14 protein-coding genes are annotated in these 16,557 nt (G+C 57.9%); 3 read left to right on the top strand and 11 right to left on the bottom strand.

The genetic code is table 11. From position 1 onward, the window contains the following. Positions 1-11: 11 nt before the first annotated feature. The 8 genes from trpB to leuC form a co-directional block, all read right to left on the bottom strand. Entirely contained in the window at positions 12-1,226 is a 1,215-nt protein-coding gene (trpB, locus tag VJ956_RS11825) for a tryptophan synthase subunit beta (RefSeq protein WP_324085170.1), read from the bottom strand. Beyond that, positions 1,213-1,842, bottom strand: a complete 630-nt coding sequence (locus tag VJ956_RS11820) for a phosphoribosylanthranilate isomerase (RefSeq protein WP_324085168.1) — start codon at positions 1,840-1,842, stop codon at positions 1,213-1,215. Before VJ956_RS11820 ends, trpB begins: the two co-directional genes overlap by 14 nt. Position 1,843: 1 nt before the next feature. Next, positions 1,844-2,743 carry a tRNA pseudouridine(38-40) synthase TruA gene (gene truA / locus VJ956_RS11815; protein ID WP_324085167.1) on the bottom strand — a complete coding sequence of 300 codons (900 nt, stop codon included), beginning with the start codon at positions 2,741-2,743 and terminating at the stop codon, positions 1,844-1,846. Positions 2,744-2,846: 103 nt separating this feature from the next. Then, positions 2,847-5,822 (bottom strand): FimV/HubP family polar landmark protein, encoded by a 2,976-nt coding sequence (locus VJ956_RS11810; protein ID WP_324085165.1) that lies wholly within the window; start codon positions 5,820-5,822, stop codon positions 2,847-2,849. 314 nt (positions 5,823-6,136) lie between these two features. Further along, positions 6,137-7,252, bottom strand: coding sequence for an aspartate-semialdehyde dehydrogenase (gene asd / locus VJ956_RS11805; protein WP_324085162.1), 1,116 nt, complete (start codon positions 7,250-7,252; stop codon positions 6,137-6,139). 128 nt (positions 7,253-7,380) lie between these two features. After that, positions 7,381-8,454 carry a 3-isopropylmalate dehydrogenase gene (gene leuB, locus VJ956_RS11800; RefSeq protein WP_324085160.1) on the bottom strand — a complete coding sequence of 358 codons (1,074 nt, stop codon included), beginning with the start codon at positions 8,452-8,454 and terminating at the stop codon, positions 7,381-7,383. A gap of 9 nt (positions 8,455-8,463) precedes the next feature. After that, positions 8,464-9,105 carry a 3-isopropylmalate dehydratase small subunit gene (leuD, locus tag VJ956_RS11795; RefSeq protein ID WP_324085158.1) on the bottom strand — a complete coding sequence of 214 codons (642 nt, stop codon included), beginning with the start codon at positions 9,103-9,105 and terminating at the stop codon, positions 8,464-8,466. Then, the gene (leuC, locus tag VJ956_RS11790; RefSeq protein WP_324085197.1) at positions 9,102-10,532 is read right to left on the bottom strand and encodes a 3-isopropylmalate dehydratase large subunit; all 1,431 of its coding nucleotides are present in this window, start codon (positions 10,530-10,532) and stop codon (positions 9,102-9,104) included. Before leuC ends, leuD begins: the two co-directional genes overlap by 4 nt. A 125-nt stretch (positions 10,533-10,657) precedes the next feature. On the opposite strand from leuC, the gene VJ956_RS11785 reads away from it, so the two are divergent. Then, positions 10,658-11,524 (top strand): LysR family transcriptional regulator, encoded by an 867-nt coding sequence (locus tag VJ956_RS11785; RefSeq protein WP_324085156.1) that lies wholly within the window; start codon positions 10,658-10,660, stop codon positions 11,522-11,524. A gap of 156 nt (positions 11,525-11,680) precedes the next feature. Here VJ956_RS11785 and VJ956_RS11780 read toward each other — a convergent pair whose 3' ends face one another. After that, complete coding sequence (locus VJ956_RS11780) at positions 11,681-12,754, bottom strand: 3-deoxy-7-phosphoheptulonate synthase (RefSeq protein ID WP_324085153.1); 1,074 nt, start codon at positions 12,752-12,754, stop codon at positions 11,681-11,683. 198 nt (positions 12,755-12,952) lie between these two features. On the opposite strand from VJ956_RS11780, the gene VJ956_RS11775 reads away from it, so the two are divergent. Together VJ956_RS11775 and VJ956_RS11770 are read left to right on the top strand one after the other, a co-directional pair. Further along, positions 12,953-14,743, top strand: coding sequence for a DUF1631 family protein (locus VJ956_RS11775; protein ID WP_324085152.1), 1,791 nt, complete (start codon positions 12,953-12,955; stop codon positions 14,741-14,743). Between the two features lie 27 nt (positions 14,744-14,770). After that, positions 14,771-15,178 carry a PilZ domain-containing protein gene (locus tag VJ956_RS11770; protein ID WP_324085150.1) on the top strand — a complete coding sequence of 136 codons (408 nt, stop codon included), beginning with the start codon at positions 14,771-14,773 and terminating at the stop codon, positions 15,176-15,178. A 1-nt stretch (position 15,179) separates the two neighbouring features. Here VJ956_RS11770 and VJ956_RS11765 read toward each other — a convergent pair whose 3' ends face one another. Further along, entirely contained in the window at positions 15,180-15,965 is a 786-nt protein-coding gene (locus VJ956_RS11765; RefSeq protein WP_324085149.1) for an enoyl-ACP reductase, read from the bottom strand. A gap of 214 nt (positions 15,966-16,179) precedes the next feature. Beyond that, on the bottom strand, positions 16,180-16,557 hold a 378-nt coding region (locus tag VJ956_RS11760), incomplete at its 5' end, for an ATP-binding cassette domain-containing protein (RefSeq protein ID WP_324085146.1).

The raw sequence follows: 16,557 nt of genomic DNA, 5'->3' as shown, positions 1-16,557 counted from the left end.
CTTTGCTGCAATTACATCTCGATGCCATCAAGCTTCGCAATGGTCTGGATGTCTTTATCACCGCGGCCCGAGACGTTGATGACCACCACCTGATCCTTGTCCATGGTAGCCGCAAGTTTGATCGTATAAGCCACGGCGTGGGCCGTTTCCAGCGCGGGCATGATACCCTCAACACGGGTAAGCTTGCGGAAACCGTCCAGCGCCTCGTCGTCGGTTACCGAAACATAACTGGCCCGGCCGATATCTTTCAGCCAGCTGTGCTCGGGACCCACCCCGGGATAGTCGAGGCCGGCACTGACCGAATGGGTACCGGCGATCTGGCCATTTTCATCTTCCATCAGGTAGGTGCGATTTCCGTGCAGAACCCCGGGCCGCCCTGCGCTCAGTGGCGCTGCGTGCTGACCGGTCTCGATACCAAGACCGCCGGCCTCAACCCCGTACATCTGCACCGATTCATCCATCAGGAACGGATAGAACATACCGATGGCATTGGAGCCGCCGCCAACACAGGCCACCAGGGCATCGGGTAACTTGCCCGCCTGGGACAGGCACTGCTGGCGGGTTTCCCGGCCGATCACAGACTGGAAGTCGCGCACCAGCAGGGGATAGGGGTGAGGCCCGGCAACCGTACCAATGATATAGAAGGTATCGTCCACGTTCGCCACCCAGTCGCGCATGGCGTCGTTCATCGCATCCTTGAGGGTTTTTGTACCGCTCTGGACCGAGTGCACGGTCGCACCCAGCAACTTCATGCGGTAGACGTTCAGGGACTGGCGCTGAACGTCCTCTGCTCCCATGAACACGTGGCATTCCAGGCCCAGGCGGGCACAGACAGTGGCTGTTGCCACACCGTGCTGGCCCGCGCCGGTTTCTGCGATGATGCGCTTCTTGCCCAGAAAACTGGCCAGCAGGGCCTGGCCGATGGTGTTATTCACTTTATGGGCGCCGGTATGGTTCAGGTCTTCGCGCTTTAACCAGATCTGGGCACCACCGGTTTCCCGGGTCAGGCGTTCGGCGAGATAGAGCGGCGACGGGCGGCCCACGTAGTGGGCAAGATCCTTGTCAAAGCTGGCCTGAAACTCCGGATCGTCCTTTAACCGCTTATATTCCTTTTCCAGGGTCATCAGCGAGTCGAACAGGGTCTCGGATACGAACCGGCCACCGTAGGCGCCGAAATGACCCCGGGCATCGGGAAGCCCACTCAACATTTCTTCAGTCAGTTTCATCGACACGGCGTACCTCATTAATAAACTCAGTGATTTTGGCGGCATCTTTGGTGCCTTTACTCAACTCTACCCCACCGCTTACGTCGACACCCCATGGACGGACCTGTTTCACAGCGGCGGCCACATTACCAGAACCCAGCCCCCCGGCCAATATAAGCGGCAGCGGGCGCGCAGAGGGAATCAGGTCCCAGTTAAAGGATTCGCCGGTACCGCCGTATTTATCCGCAACCCAGGCGTCGACCAGCAGGCCGCTGGCACCGGAATAGTCCCTGAATGCCTGCTCGATATCGCCCGGTGCCCTGACCCGGATGGCCTTGATCCAGCGCGCGGAAAAACTCTGACAGAATTCCGGACTCTCGTCACCGTGAAACTGGAGCAGGTCAAGCGGCACCCTCGACAGCACTTCTTCGACATACTTACGATCAGGATTGACGAACAGCCCGGTAGCCACCACAAACGGCGGTACCGACCGCAGCAGCTCTGCTGCTTTGGCTATCGAAACACCTCTCGGACTGGGCTCATAAAACACAAAACCAACCGCGTCGGCTCCGGCGCTGGCCGCGGCGACAACATCCTCCGGCCTGGTCAGCCCACAGATTTTTACCCGTGTTCTCATATCAGTTTCGCTGTTTGCGGTGAATGTGTGTCGGCTCGATAGACTGGTTCTGTTCAGGGCTGAACCAGGGCCTGGCAAATCCGGGGCCGCACTCGACAGCAGGAATACCGAACCCGGCAGGATAGCCTACGTCAACCAGATAGAGGCCGTGCGGAGGTGCAGTCACCCCGGCAAGCCGCCGGTCACCAGACTGGAGTATCTCACGAATCCATGCGGCACGCTTATCATCCCTGCCCACCGCCATCAATGCGCCGGCGATGTTGCGGACCATGTGATGCAAAAACGCATTGGCCTGTACGTCAATAACGACAAAATGTCCTTTCCGGGTCACGCTGATCGCTTCCAGAAACCGGACCGGGGAGCGCGACTGGCAACCGGCGGCACGAAATGCCGAGAAATCATGTTCGCCAACGAGGTACTGGGCTGCCTGGTGCATCCTGAGGGCATCCAGCGGTCGGTAGGTCCAGGAAACCTGGCCCTGCTGAATGCCGGGCCTGACCGGATTACTGTAAATGATGTACCGGTAACGCCGGTAAACCGCAGAAAATCTTGCATGGAAATCGCCGCTGCCCGCGCCCGCCCAGTGCACGGCGATATCCGGGGGTAATGCGGTATTGATACCCATGACCCAGGACCGGAGAGTCCGGACCGAAGAGGTCTCGAAGTGGGCAACCTGATAACTGGCATGCACTCCGGCATCGGTCCGGCCGGCACAGACAAGATCCACCGGATGATTGGCAACTTTTGCCACCGCCCGGTTCAGCGCATCCTCGACTGTCCGGACACCGGACTTCTGGAACTGCCAGCCGTGAAAATTCCGCCCATCATATTCAAAGGCGAGAGCCACACGGCCAGCCCCGATGGAGATGTCCGTCGTCAGTGCCTGAGCTTGCTGAAACAATGGATTTCCTGAATTGATGAATCAAACACGATAAACGCAGACGGCCCGTACTGCTGCACGGGCCGTCTGCGTTTCGTTTTCTGCACGGACAGATTATAACAAATCAGGACAGGTTCTTGAGCAGGTCCTGTGCTTCGGCCTTCTGCTCGTCACTGCCCTCCAGCGCGACTTCCTCGAGGATGTCCTTCGCACCGTCCACATCGCCCATTTCAACATAGGCTCTGGCAAGGTCGAGTTTGGTAGCAGCCTCATCAGTTCCGGACAGGAACTCGAAATCATCGTCATCACCCAGATCCGCCTCGTCAAGATCAGCATCGTCGCCGGCGACTTTATCCGACGCTACCGGCGGCAGAATATCATCCTCGTCCTCGCTTTCCGGCTTTTCCGATGGACTGTCATCATCGGATTCCGAGAATTCCTCCATCAAGGCGAGGTCTTCGTCAGACACATCCAGCTCGAGATCGTCCAGCTCCGAGCCCTCGACATCTTCCGAAGGCTCATCCTCGCCGGCGACCTTATCAAGCTCGGCATCGAGTTCCTCAAAGAAAGACTCATCCAGTTCGACGTCATCATCCAGATCATCCCGGTCAGATTCAGCCACCGGCTCGCTTTCCTTTGCCTCTGCAGACGGCTCGGAACGGGTGTCGGCAGGCGAATCAACTTCATCCTCAAGCTCGGTTTCCAGGGATTCGAAATCAAGACTCAGATCATCGTCATCCTCATATTCATCCAGTTCAAGCTCGTCGGAGTCTGTTTCGGATTCGTCCAGCGTGTATTCAAAGGCCTCGTCGGGCTCTTCAGGCTCTTCAGGCTCTTCAGACCGAGCAGATTCAGAGGTTTCCGCTTCATCCAGTTCAAAATCAGAGATGTCATATTCAATCCCGTCATTGTCATCCGCACCGGATTCGTCGCCGGGCCTGTCAACAGGTTTTCCTTCGGTTCTGTCTTCAGAGCTCTCTTCAAAGAAATTGTCATCCGAATCGTCATCCGGGAACTCCAGATCCAGATCCCCGGCCTCCCGGTCAGCATCGTCCGCTTGGTCAAAGCCACTGGATCTGAGCTCGGATTCCAGATCATCAATGCTGGGCATTGCTTCGGCTTCTTCCAGACTGGCCTGGATTCTGGCCGCTTCGGCGGTGACGGCTTCGTCATCAAGCGCTTCGATCTCGCGGAACTGTTTATCGAAAGACTCCCGGTCCTGAAGGTCGGCATAAACGGCGAGCAGTTTCAGGCGCAGGTCAGTCCGGCTTGGCTCACGGGAAATGGCCGTTTCCAGCGTATGGGCGGCCTGATCATTACGACCATAGGCGATATAGGCATCCGCTTCGGCCATGGCGTCATCGTCCGCCGCTACCGGGGCGTTATCGTCATCCTCTTCAAAGGTAAGATCGAACGAGTCAGTGTCGTCATCGGCCGTCTCATCATTCAACTGATCGTAGAATGCCTTTTCCCGTTTGGAGTTGCGGCGGGAGAGCAGCAAAAGCAGCAGCAAAAGCACAATCAGACCGCCACCAAGGGCAATCTGGTAGAGCGGATTACCGGTAACGGCATCAATGATATTGCCAGGGAAGGGTTTCTGAACGGGCTCGGGCGGCTCTGCCGCTGCAGGCTCATCAGCAGCCGAGCCTGTCTGTCCGGCTGCAGGATCTGACGTTTCAGCGGCGGAGTCCGGTTGCTCAGCCATGGAGTCTGACTGTTCGGCCATGGCGTCTGGCTGCTCAGTCATGGACTCTGGTTGCTCAGCCGCAGGCGCTGTCCCGGCTTCGGTCTGCTCGGCTGCCGCGGTATCGGATGCCATTTGCGGTTGCTCGCCAGCAACCTCTGAGGCCATATCCGAGGCGTCGGGGTCCGCCTGCGAAGCCGGATCCGAGGATGCTCCGGGTTCAGAGCCGGTCTGTGCCGGCTCGGCGCCGGCTGCTGTATCGCCTCCGGCTCCATCGCCGTCTGGCGAATCAAGCTGAGCGCTCTGCATTTCGGCAAGCTGGTTGTTCTTCAATTCAAGCAGACGCTGAAGTGTCTCGACCTGTTCCTGCAGGTCATCGACCCGTCCGGAAAGCTCGTCATTCTCACGGCGGGTGCTTTCAAGCTGTTCCATGGCAACGGCTGTACCTGCGTCAGCGCCACCAGCAGTCTGGCTGTCACCCCCGGCAGAGCCACCCTCGTCAGCGTCCCGGGAGGAAGCGTCATCTGCCGCAATCAGACGCAGCTGATCACCGCCGTTGCTGCCCGCCTGTTCCTGCCGGCGCGCGTCGGCGGCTGCGTCGGCCGTAGCGTCCACGGTCCGGGCCGGCCTTGACATGGCACTGTTCTGCGCGGCGACTTGCTGAACGGCCTGAGCACGGCTGCGGCTGCGGATCTGGTCTTCATCCGGAATCCGCAGAATCTCGCCCCGCTTCAGGCGGTTGATGTTGCCATTTATGAAGGCATCCGGATTGAGGTCCTGGATGGCCAGCATTGTCTGCTGCATGCTCACACTGTTATTGGGGCGGACATTGGCAGCAATAGTCCAGAGATTGTCAGCGGAATTGGTCGGTCCAAGTGTGCGCACATCAGAGGTGCGGGTTTGCGAGCTGCGTTGCGGCGTCGGTGCCGGAGATGTCTGTCGCGACTGCTGCTGCGGCTGACTGGTCTGCCCGGTAGCGGGCGCGGCCACCTGCTCCTGCATGCCGGATTCTTCGGCGTAGACCGGCGGATCAACCAGAACCGCGTATTCGCGCATTAACCGGCCATTGGGCCAGGTTACTTCAACCAGGAAGTTGAGATACGGTTCACGCAGCGGTTCCCGTGTTGAAACATTGACGACAAGATTACCGTCTGGGGCGGTCGTTACCTGGAAATTCAGTTTGGTAAGAAAGAAGCTCCGGTCTATGCCCACTCTTTCAAAAGCGGACTGGGGTGCGATGTTGACAAACACATCATCCGGCGAGATCCCCTCGCTTTTCCGCAGATCGATTTCTGCGTCCAGAGGCTCATTCAGGAAGGACTTCAGGTCTATTTCCCCAAGTCCGAGTGCCTGTGCGACACCTGAACCAAGCCCTCCTGCCAGAGCCAGAGCAACCGCAAGCTTGCGTACCTTCATGCTGTTTCCTTACCAGTCTCCGTTTTCGTTACAGTTCTGTATAACAGTAACGGACGAGGTTGGCTGACTTCCGCCGAATTTTCTATTGTTATTATGTAATGTTTTGAACATTAAGTTCGCCAAGTATTGTTGATAAAACCTCTTTTATCAATCAATCAGCCGCACTCCTTGCACCGTTTCGTCACTTATGTGGTGGAAGACATTGTTAGACAACAATGATTGCGACAAAAAATAACAGGGGCGACGGCATCGCCCCTGTTATTTTTCCGGAAATCGAACGCAGTTGGCAAAAGTAACGCCCACCGCGCGTCAACTTACCGTTCCTGCAGAATCCGCAACATTCTGCGAAGCGGCTCTGCGGCACCCCACAGCAACTGGTCGCCTGCGGTAAACGCGGAAATATACTCCGGCCCCATGGCCAGTTTGCGGATGCGCCCGATGGGCACACTCAAAGTACCCGTTACCTTTGCCGGCGTCAGTTCCTGAATGGTCGCGTCCCTTTCATTCGGCACCACTTTGACCCAGTCATTGGCACCAGCCAGAATCGACTCGATTTCAGCAACCGGAAGGTCTTTTTTCAGCTTGATGGTCAGGGCCTGACTGTGAGAGCGCATGGCTCCGATCCGCACACAGATACCATCAATGGGAATAGGGCTGTCACTGCGACCGAGGATCTTGTTGGTCTCGACCCCTGCTTTCCACTCTTCCTTGCTCATGCCGTTTTCAAGCTGCTTGTCGATAAACGGAATCAGACTGCCTGCCAGTGGCACTTCGAAGTGCTCGGTGGGGAAGCTGGCCGAGCGCATGGTTTCAGTGACCTTGCGATCAATTTCCAGGATAGCCGAGGACGGATCTGCCAGTTCCTCGCTGACGCCACCGTGCAATTCACCCATCTGGTTCAGCAGTTCCCGCATGTTCTGGGCACCAGAGCCGGAAGCGGCCTGATAGGTCATCGGCGAAATCCACTCGATCAGATCCTGCTCCAGCAGGCCACCGAGGGCCAGCATCATCAGACTGACAGTGCAGTTACCACCGATAAAATCCTTCACGCCCCGTGCCAGGGCATCGTCGATCACCTTGCGGTTGACCGGGTCCAGCACGATCACAGAGTGATCAACCATCCGCAATGTGGAGGCTGCGTCAATCCAGTAACCCTGCCAGCCCGCATCACGGAGCTGCTGATAGACCGCGCCGGTGTAATCGCCGCCCTGGCAGGTGATGACTACGTCCAGGGTTTTCAGAATGTCGATATCGAAGGCCTCCTGCAGCGGGGGCACGCCTTCCTTACCCACGTCAGGAGCCGGCTTGCCAGCCTGGGAAGTGGTAAAAAAGATCGGTTCGATATTGGCAAAATCGTTTTCTTCACGCATGCGCTGCATGAGGACTGAGCCCACCATGCCGCGCCAACCTATAAGTCCAACCCGCTTCATGCGACCTTTGAACCTCGCTTTATGCCCGCCCGCTGTCTCTATCGCTGCCAGGGACGGGATGGATTATCCCGCAGCAGCCGCATCACGCCGCCATCGGGAGATGAATAATCTGACCCTGATCATTGCAGTCAGAGCGCCGCCAGCACCGCATCACCCATTTCGCGGGTGGACACTTTCCGGCTTTCCGGCGACATGATATCGGCGGTACGAAGGCCCTGATCCAGAACCCTGCTCACCGCTGCCTCAATAGCTTCAGCCGCCTTTTCTTCCTTCAGGCTATAGCGAAGCATCATCGCCCCACTGAGTATGGTTGCCAGTGGGTTGGCAATACCCCGGCCCGCAATATCCGGCGCTGAACCGTGACAGGGCTCGTACATACCCTGCTTCTCGGCGTTCAGCGACGCCGAGGGCAACATGCCGATCGAGCCGGTGAGCATGGCCGCTTCGTCCGAGAGAATATCACCAAACATGTTGCCCGTCACAATCACATCGAACTGCTTGGGCGCGCGCACCAGTTGCATGGCAGCATTATCCACATACATGTGGGACAGCTCGACATCGGGATACTCCCGCCGCAGGTCTTCCATCACCTCTCGCCAGAGCACTGTGACCTCAAGCACATTGGCCTTGTCGACCGAGCACAGCTTCTTGCCGCGTTGCTGGGCGGCTTCATATGCGACCCGGCCGATACGGCGAATTTCGGATTCGGTATAGGCATAGGTGTTGTAGCCCTGGCGTTCGCCGCTTTCCAGTTCCCGCACGCCCCGCGGCTGGCCGAAATAGATGCCGCCGGTCAGCTCACGGACAATCATGATATCCAGCCCGGACACGACCTCCGGCTTCAGCGACGATGCCGATGCCAGTTGCGGATACAGAATGGCGGGGCGCAGGTTGGCAAACAGATCAAGATTGGAGCGCAGCCCCAGCAGGCCTTTCTCCGGGCGGCTCGCCATCGGGCGTTTATCCCATTGCGGACCGCCCACGGCACCGAGGATGATGGCATCGGCGGCCCTGGCCTTTGCCAGGGTCGGGTCCGGCAGGGGCGTATCATATTCATCGATCGCGGCGCCGCCCACCGGGGCGGTTTCAAAATTCAGGTTGAGGCGAAACCTGTCATTGACCCTGTGGAGCACTTTCTCAGCTTCCGCGACAATTTCCGTACCGATGCCGTCTCCCGGCAACAATAAAACATTTCTGGACATAATCTTTCCTTAGCTGCTGAATAACCAGGGCGCGGTCTTGCGACGACTCTCCTCGTAGGCCCTGATGGCATCCGCGTCTTCAAGGGTGACGCCGATGTCGTCCAGACCGTTGAGCAGACAGTGCCGCCGGAAGTCGTCTGTATCGAACTCGAAAACCTCGCCCGAAGGCGTGGTCACGGTGTTTGCCTCCAGATCCACTGCCAGTTCGTAGCCCGGTTGGTTTTCCACCTCCGAGAACAGCTGGTCAACAATTTCTTCATCCAGAACAACCGGAAGCAAGCCATTCTTAAAGCAGTTATTGTAGAAGATATCGGCAAAACTGGGCGCGATAATGACCCTGAAACCGAAGTCTTCCAACGCCCAGGGAGCGTGCTCGCGGCTGGAACCACAACCAAAGTTACTGCGGGTCAGAAGAATGCTGGCGGCCTTGTACCTGTCCTGGTTAAGCACGAAATCGCTGTTGATCGGCCGTTGGGAGCTGTCCTGATCGGGCTGGCCTTCATCCAGGTAGCGCAGTTCATCAAACAGGTTCGGGCCAAAACCCGTGCGCTTGATCGATTTCAGAAACTGCTTGGGAATGATCATGTCCGTATCCACATTGGACCGGTCCAGGGGGGCAACAATGCCGGTGTGCTGTGTTAACGCTCTCATGGTCGTTCTCCATTCATCATCTCGCGGACATCAACAAAATGGCCATGGATCGCGGCGGCCGCAGCCATGGCCGGACTGACGAGATGGGTACGCCCGCCGAATCCCTGACGGCCCTCGAAATTGCGGTTGGACGTGGACGCACAGTGCTCGCCCTGACCCAGTTTGTCGGCATTCATCGCCAGGCACATGGAGCAGCCCGGGTCACGCCATTCCAGACCGGCCTCGAGGAAAACCCTGTCCAGTCCTTCCTGCTCGGCCTGGACTTTCACCAGACCGGAACCGGGAACCACCATGGCCTGCTTCAGGGAGGCCGATACTTTACGTCCCTTCACCACCTTCGCCGCTTCCCGGAGATCTTCAATCCGGCTGTTGGTGCAGGAGCCGATAAATACCCGGTCCAGCTGAATCTCCGAAATGGGGGTGTTGGGCTTCAGGCCCATATAGGCAAGCGCCCGCACCATGCCTTCCCGTTTGATCGGATCGGCTTCCGCCGCCGGGTCAGGAATCTTGCCACCCACGTTGGACACCATTTCCGGTGACGTGCCCCAACTGACCTGCGGCTCAATGGCCGACCCGTCCAGTTCCACCACCTTGTCGAAAACCGCGTCATCGTCACTGTGCAGCGTATGCCAGTAGCTGATGGCTTTATCCCGCATCTCGCCTGTCGGGGCAAACGGGCGGTCTTTGACGTAATCAATGGTGGTCTGATCCACCGCTACCATGCCCACCCGGGCACCCGCCTCGATGGACATGTTGCAGATGGTCATGCGGCCTTCCATCGAAAGTCCATGGATCGCCTCACCGCCAAATTCAATGGCATAACCAGTCCCGCCGGCGGTGCCGATCCTGCCAATAATCGCCAGCACCACATCTTTACCGGTGACTCCCGGGCCAAGTTCACCATCGACCCGCACCAGCATGTTTTTCATCTTCTGCTGGACCAGGCACTGGGTGGCCAGCACATGCTCCACTTCCGAGGTGCCGATACCGTGGGCAAGACAGCCGAAGGCACCGTGGGTAGAGGTGTGCGAGTCGCCGCAGACAATCGACATGCCAGGCAGCGTTGCCCCCTGCTCGGGACCAATCACGTGAACAATACCCTGACGCTGATCCTTGATCTTGAATTCCAGGATGCCGAATTCATCGCAGTTCTTGTCCAGGGTTTCCACCTGAATCCGCGATACCGGGTCGACAATGCCTTCGACCCCCTTTTCACGATCGGTGGTCGGCACATTATGGTCGGGCACCGCCAGATTGGCATCAAGCCGCCAGGGTTTCCGGTTGGCCAGTCGTAACCCTTCAAAAGCCTGGGGGGAAGTTACTTCGTGGAGGAGCTGACGATCGATATAGATCAGCGCCGAGCCATCGTCCCGTTGCTTGACCAGATGATCGTCCCACAATTTGTCGTATAAGGTTTTACCCGCCATGTCTCTCTCGCTCACTGGTTCTGTTTGTACCTTAGGTTGACCTATTCTAACCCCGGCACCAGAATAACCTCAATTCATGTTTTTTATACAAAGCATTCTTTTACGGCATACACGGAGTTTACAGGATGGACGCCCACCTGCTTCAGGCCTTTGTCACGATCATTGATCAGGAATCCTTCTCGGAAGCGGCGGAACAACTGCACCTGACCCAGCCCGCAATCAGCAAGCGTCTGTCGGCCCTGGAAAACCTCACGGGTAACCGCCTGATCGACCGCAGTAACCGCAAAATCCGGTTAACAGACGCCGGCGCAAGGTTGTTGCCTCACGCCCGCCGCATCATTGATGAGGTCCATAACGCCAGGTTGGCGCTGTCTGACCGCCGCGACAGCGTCTCCGGGCGGTTGTCGGTCATTGCCAGCCACCACATCGGACTTCATCACCTGCCTGCCTGGCTGAGGCGGCTCAACCGGGAATTTCCGGAGGTGTCACTTGAGCTCAAATTCATGGATTCGGAAAGTGCTCTGGACATGATGGAGAAGCGTACCGCAGAACTCGCCTTTGTCACCCTGAGCGAGAGCATGGGTCCATCCTTTGCGGTCCAGGCGCGGTGGGAAGACGAGATGGCATTTGTGGTGTCACCTGAGCACCCGCTGGCAACACTTGCAGCACCCACCCTGGCCGATCTTTCCCACTACGATGCCCTGTTGCCGGAGGCCGGAACCGCAACCTATCGGACTGTCAGCCGCCTGTTCCTGGACCAGGGCCTGGCCCTGCAACTGCAGATGCCAACCAATTATCTCGAGACCATCAAGGTGATGGCCGGCGTTGGCCTGGGCTGGAGTGTGCTGCCCGTGAGGATGATGGATTCAACGCTGATCAGGCTCCCGGTAAATTACCGGGTCAGCCGTCTGCTCGGCGCCATCGGGTTGAAAGACCGAACCCTCAGCCCCCAGGCGAAAGCGCTCCTCACTATCGCTTCGGAGCTCAAGTAAGCCACTTACTAAGCTGAATGAAAGTAGGCGGACACGCCTATTCAGGACACGCCGTGGATACATCCATGTAGGCTCGGATGCAGCATCCCTGCTGCATACGGTCCTGAATAGACGTGTCCGCCTACTTTCCTACTCAAGTTAGTAAACAGGGCGGCTTTATGCCCTGCGCTTGGGCAACACGTCCTTCAGTTTTTCACGCATCTCGCGCAGCGCCTTCTCCGTGGTTTCCCAGTCAATACAGGCATCAGTGACGGAAACGCCGTATTTCAGGTCGTCGAGGTTTGCCGGAATTGACTGGTTACCCCAGTTCAGATGGCTTTCCACCATCAGGCCCTGAATGGACTGATTGCCCTCAAGGATCTGATGGGCAATATCCTGGATCACCAGCGGCTGAATGGCGGGATCCTTGCTGGAATTGGCGTGGCTGCAGTCCACCATAATGGACTGACGCAGACTGGCCTTTTCCAGTGCCCGCTCGCACAGGGCAACGCTGACCGAATCGTAATTGGGCTTGCCGCCTCCGCCGCGCAGAACCACATGGCCGTAGTTATTGCCCCGGGTACGGATGATGGCTACCTGTCCCTGCTGGTTGATGCCCAGAAAGCTGTGGGGGTGGGAGACCGACTTCATGGCATTAACGGCCACATCCAGACTGCCGTCGGTGCCATTCTTGAAGCCGATGGCCATGGACAGGCCGCTGCTCATTTCCCGGTGAGTCTGGGATTCCGTTGTTCGGGCACCAATCGCTGACCAGGAAATGGTGTCCTGCAGGTATTGCGGCGAAATCGGATCAAGTGCTTCTGTGGCCGTTGGCAGGCCCAGCTCGGAAATATCCAGCAGCAGTCTGCGACCAATGTGAAGGCCCTGCTCGATATCGAAGGTATCGTTCAGGTGCGGGTCGTTGATCAGACCTTTCCAGCCCACCGTTGTGCGGGGCTTCTCGAAATAAACGCGCATTACAATCAGCAGGGTATCGCTTACTTCGTCGGCGAGCTTTCTGAGCCTACCGGCGTATTCGCGGGCGGCATCAACGTCGTGGATAGAGCAGGGCCCGACCACAATGAACAGCCGGTGGTCCTTGCCATCCATAATGTCGTAGATCGCCTGGCGACCCTGTTCCACGGTCTGTGCGGCTTTTTCCGACAGCGGTAATTCCTGTTTGAGCGCCTCAGGTGTGATCAGTTGTTCCTGACTCGCCACGTTCACATTCTCTAGTCTGGTGCCCGACATGTTTGTAATATCCCTGATTCTGACCGTTGCCATCGGGGATGGTGCATAACCGGGTCCGGCAACTGTCCGGTACAATTTACCGGAACCCCGAGGCATGAAATCTGGTTAGGCGGGGTAAGCTTGTGGCGTACCCCTGCGAGCTGGTTATACTGCGTTATTTACCGAACCTTTTCAACGCTTCTGACACGCGGAGAATGGATGCAGCAAGGCAGGCGGAACAAACGCGAATTACTGTCGCTGGAACAGGCTACAAAACGGATTGGTGACGTGCTGTCAGGTATCCGGGTGCCTGACCTCCCGTATCCGGTCGGCAAGCCTGAAAAAGACGCCATCAGTGACTGGACGCCTCTGCTTTTGTCCTGCTGGACAGAACAGCGGGATGAGCCGGTCAGTCATGTTATCCGTTCGGTTTCGCTGACCTGGTCGGTCCGTCAGGTCAATGCGGCCTATGTGGCTGACCGCATAATGGACCTTTTCCTAACTGCCAGTGGCCTGCATCCGGAACTGGCCAAGCGTCTTGCGCGACTGCGCTTTTTCCTGGCCTGGCGGATGAACCGGGAAGGCGGCGATGTGTTCAATGACACCCTGCTGGGCTGGCTCGACAGTTTTCAGGACCACCGCGGCTGGAGCGCCAATGGTGGGCGTTCGTCACGGATCCTGCCGGACCAGCTTGATACCTTCACTGTCAAGGTGAGCGACAGCTTCGAGTCTGGTGATATTGAACCGGTTATGGCCTTTTGCCGGCAGTGGCAGCAGGATGCCGAAAAACGGGAACAGCAGAGCGGGCGCCTGCGGGAAAGATTACTGCAAACGGAACAGGGCGCTGCCCGTCAGCGCCGCGCCGAGCACACAGCCCGGGCACTGATCGGTCGCGCGATGACGGGGCGGGAGTTGCCCGTGCCCATTGTCCAGTTCGTGATGAATAACTGGTTGCCGTTGCTGAAACAGATCATCTGGCAGGAAGGTGTGGACGGCACAAACTGGCGCCACGGCACAAAATTGCTGGAATGGCTGGTCTGGATCGGTGACCCGAATCTGTCCGACACGGACCAGGACCGGCTGTACACCGTTGGCGAACAGATTGGTGACCGCATTATTGATCTCTGGAGCCGGGTACAAAAGGACCCGCTGCCGGAGGCCGCAGTAGCCGGTATCCAGTCGACCATTATTCAGCGGCTGCGGGGTGAAACACCTGAACTGGTTTGCGCCTTGCCGCCCCCGGACAGATTTTCCTGGGATACCTCCTGGCTGGCTCTGGAGCCAGTGCCAGCGGAGCAGTACCAGGATTTTCAGCGCAAGTGGTATGTCGAAGGCGAGGGGGCAAAAGAACAGCGGCGGTTTTTCCTCGCCCTGCTTGAAGACACCCGGGAGGTGCTCTGGACCAACGGCGCCGGCGTGAAACTCGGGATTTCACCCTGGGCCCGGTTCAGGGCTGATCTTGAGCGTGATCTTCTGCGGCGGTTACCACCGATTATGCCGTTTGGCGAGGCTCTGGCCGGGACCGTAACCGTGTTGTCTGCGGCCCTTGAGCGCCAGGTTCAGCAGCGCCGGAAAGCGGCTGAGGACGCCAGGCTGCGAGCGGCGACATTGCGCAGGGAGAAAGCACAGGCTGAGCAGAAGCGGGCCGAAGAGCAGGCTCACAGAGACGCCGAAAAGGAAGAACAGCGCCTTGCAGCAGAAGCCCGCCTGCAGGCTGATGAGGAGGCGACAGCGCGCCGCCTGGTCGAGGGCATCAAGCTGGGTGGCTGGATTGTGATTGAAAACTGCAATTCCCCTGAAGAGCCCCGGCGACTGAAGCTTGCGATACGGATTAATGCCTCGCGCAAGCTGGTGTTCGTTGACAGGCTGGGACTGAACCGCCGTGAATTTATCGAGGATGCGCTGATCAGGGAAGTGGTCGCCGGCAATGTCAGGGTGCTTGGTGCATCGGCGGAATTTGATGACACCCTGTCACGGGTTGTCGGTCGCATTCGGGTTGGAAAAAGCTAACAGGACCCTTCAGGGGCGGGAAAGGCTATGAACGATATCGACTACAGCTTCGGCAACGATGATCCCCCGGAGTCCGGTGACAACCGTTCAGAATTCAGGTTGGCTGGCAGCACCCAGGTCAGGCTGGAACTGGAATCCTCTGAGCCGGACAACAGCGATGGTTCCGGAGGCAGAATCCTGGTTGCACGAACCCGGGATCTGTCGGCCCAGGGCCTGAGTGTGACCACCCGGGAGCCGCTGATGCCAACTGCACTGCTCAGGGCCTGGATCCGGCTGGATGGGGAACCGGAGACGTTCCAGCTTACGGTGGATGTGGTCTGGTGCCAACCAGCTTCCCCGGGGGAATGGCTGGTCGGCCTCAGTATTCAGGACTCGGATGACACCTCCTGCCTGGAGTGGGCCGAAGCAGTGGCTAGGGTCATGTCCGTGGAGTGAATTACTCCTCCAGCTCACCCATGCCGGTGATGTTGAAACCACCGTCGACGTACATGATCTCACCGGTGATGCCACTGGCCATGTCCGAGCACAGGAAAGCCGCTGCGTTGCCGACTTCCTCGGTGGTCACATTGCGGCGCAAGGGCGCACGCCGGGCATTTTCCGCAAGCATCTTGCGGAAGCTCTTGATACCGGATGCCGCCAGGGTTCTGATCGGACCTGCAGAAATCGCATTGACCCGGATGCCCTCCCGGCCAAGGCTGCCAGCCATGTAGCGGACGTTGGCTTCCAGCGATGCTTTGGCAAGCCCCATCACGTTATAGTTCTGCAGCACTTTTTCGGCTCCGAGGTAGCTGAGGGTCAGCAGAGAGCTGTTTTCATGCAACATTGACTTGCCGGCCTTCGCCAGCGCCACGAAGCTGTAGGAACTGATATCGTGGGCAATCCTGAAACCCTCACGGGTGGTCACGTCCACATAGTTGCCGTCGAGCTGGTCACCCGGGGCAAAACCGACCGAGTGCACGATGATATCGATGTTGTCCCAGTGTTTGTTCAGCTCGGTAAACAGGTTTTCAATTTCATCATCACTGGCCACATCGCAGGGGAAAATGAGTTCGCTGCCCCAGCCCTCAGCAAACTGTGCGACGCGGGGCTTAAGCTTTTCATTCTGGTAAGTGAGCGCCAGTTCGGCGCCTTGCTGATGAAATGCTTCGGCGATGCCATGGGCAATGGAAAGTTTGCTGGCCACGCCAACAATCAAGGCGCGTTTGCCGCTGAGTAACCCCATAATGATTCTCCCTTTAGTGCAGTTCAGGGCATTATCCCTGAACCGGTTTCTGGTAAGTAACGCTCAATTGGTCGTAGTTCGTAATCCGTGCTGTCGTAAGCGTAAAAAGCTTTCCAGAACACGCTGTGAATACGTCCGTGTACGCTCGGCCTCCGCCATCCATGGCTCCGGACGGTTCTGGAAAGCCCTTTACGCTTACTCTCTGGCTCTGGGCTCAACTGTAGAACAACGCTGCGTTCAGCAACTCTCTGGTGTAGTCGTGCTGCGGACGCATGAAAATATCCCTGGCGTCTCCATATTCGACGATACGGCCGTTTTTCAGCACCAGCAGTTTATGACTGAGCGCCCGCACCACGGCCAGGTCGTGGCTGATAAACACATAGCTTAGACCATATTTGTCCTGCAGATCCCGCAGCAGGTTAATTACCTGTTTCTGGACCGTCCGGTCGAGCGCAGAGGTGGGCTCGTCGAGGATGATCAGTTCGGGCTGCAGCACCAGGGCGCGGGCAATGGCGATACGCTGGCGCTGGCCGCCGGAGAATTCGTGGGGATAACGGTGCCGGGCCTCCGGGTCCAGCCCCACGTCGGTCAG

It is taken from the genome of Marinobacter sp., from assembly GCF_035268745.1.
Taxonomy (GTDB): domain Bacteria; phylum Pseudomonadota; class Gammaproteobacteria; order Pseudomonadales; family Oleiphilaceae; genus Marinobacter.
Note: the sequence above shows the minus strand (reverse complement) of the source record. Positions and strands in the feature narration are given on the sequence as shown.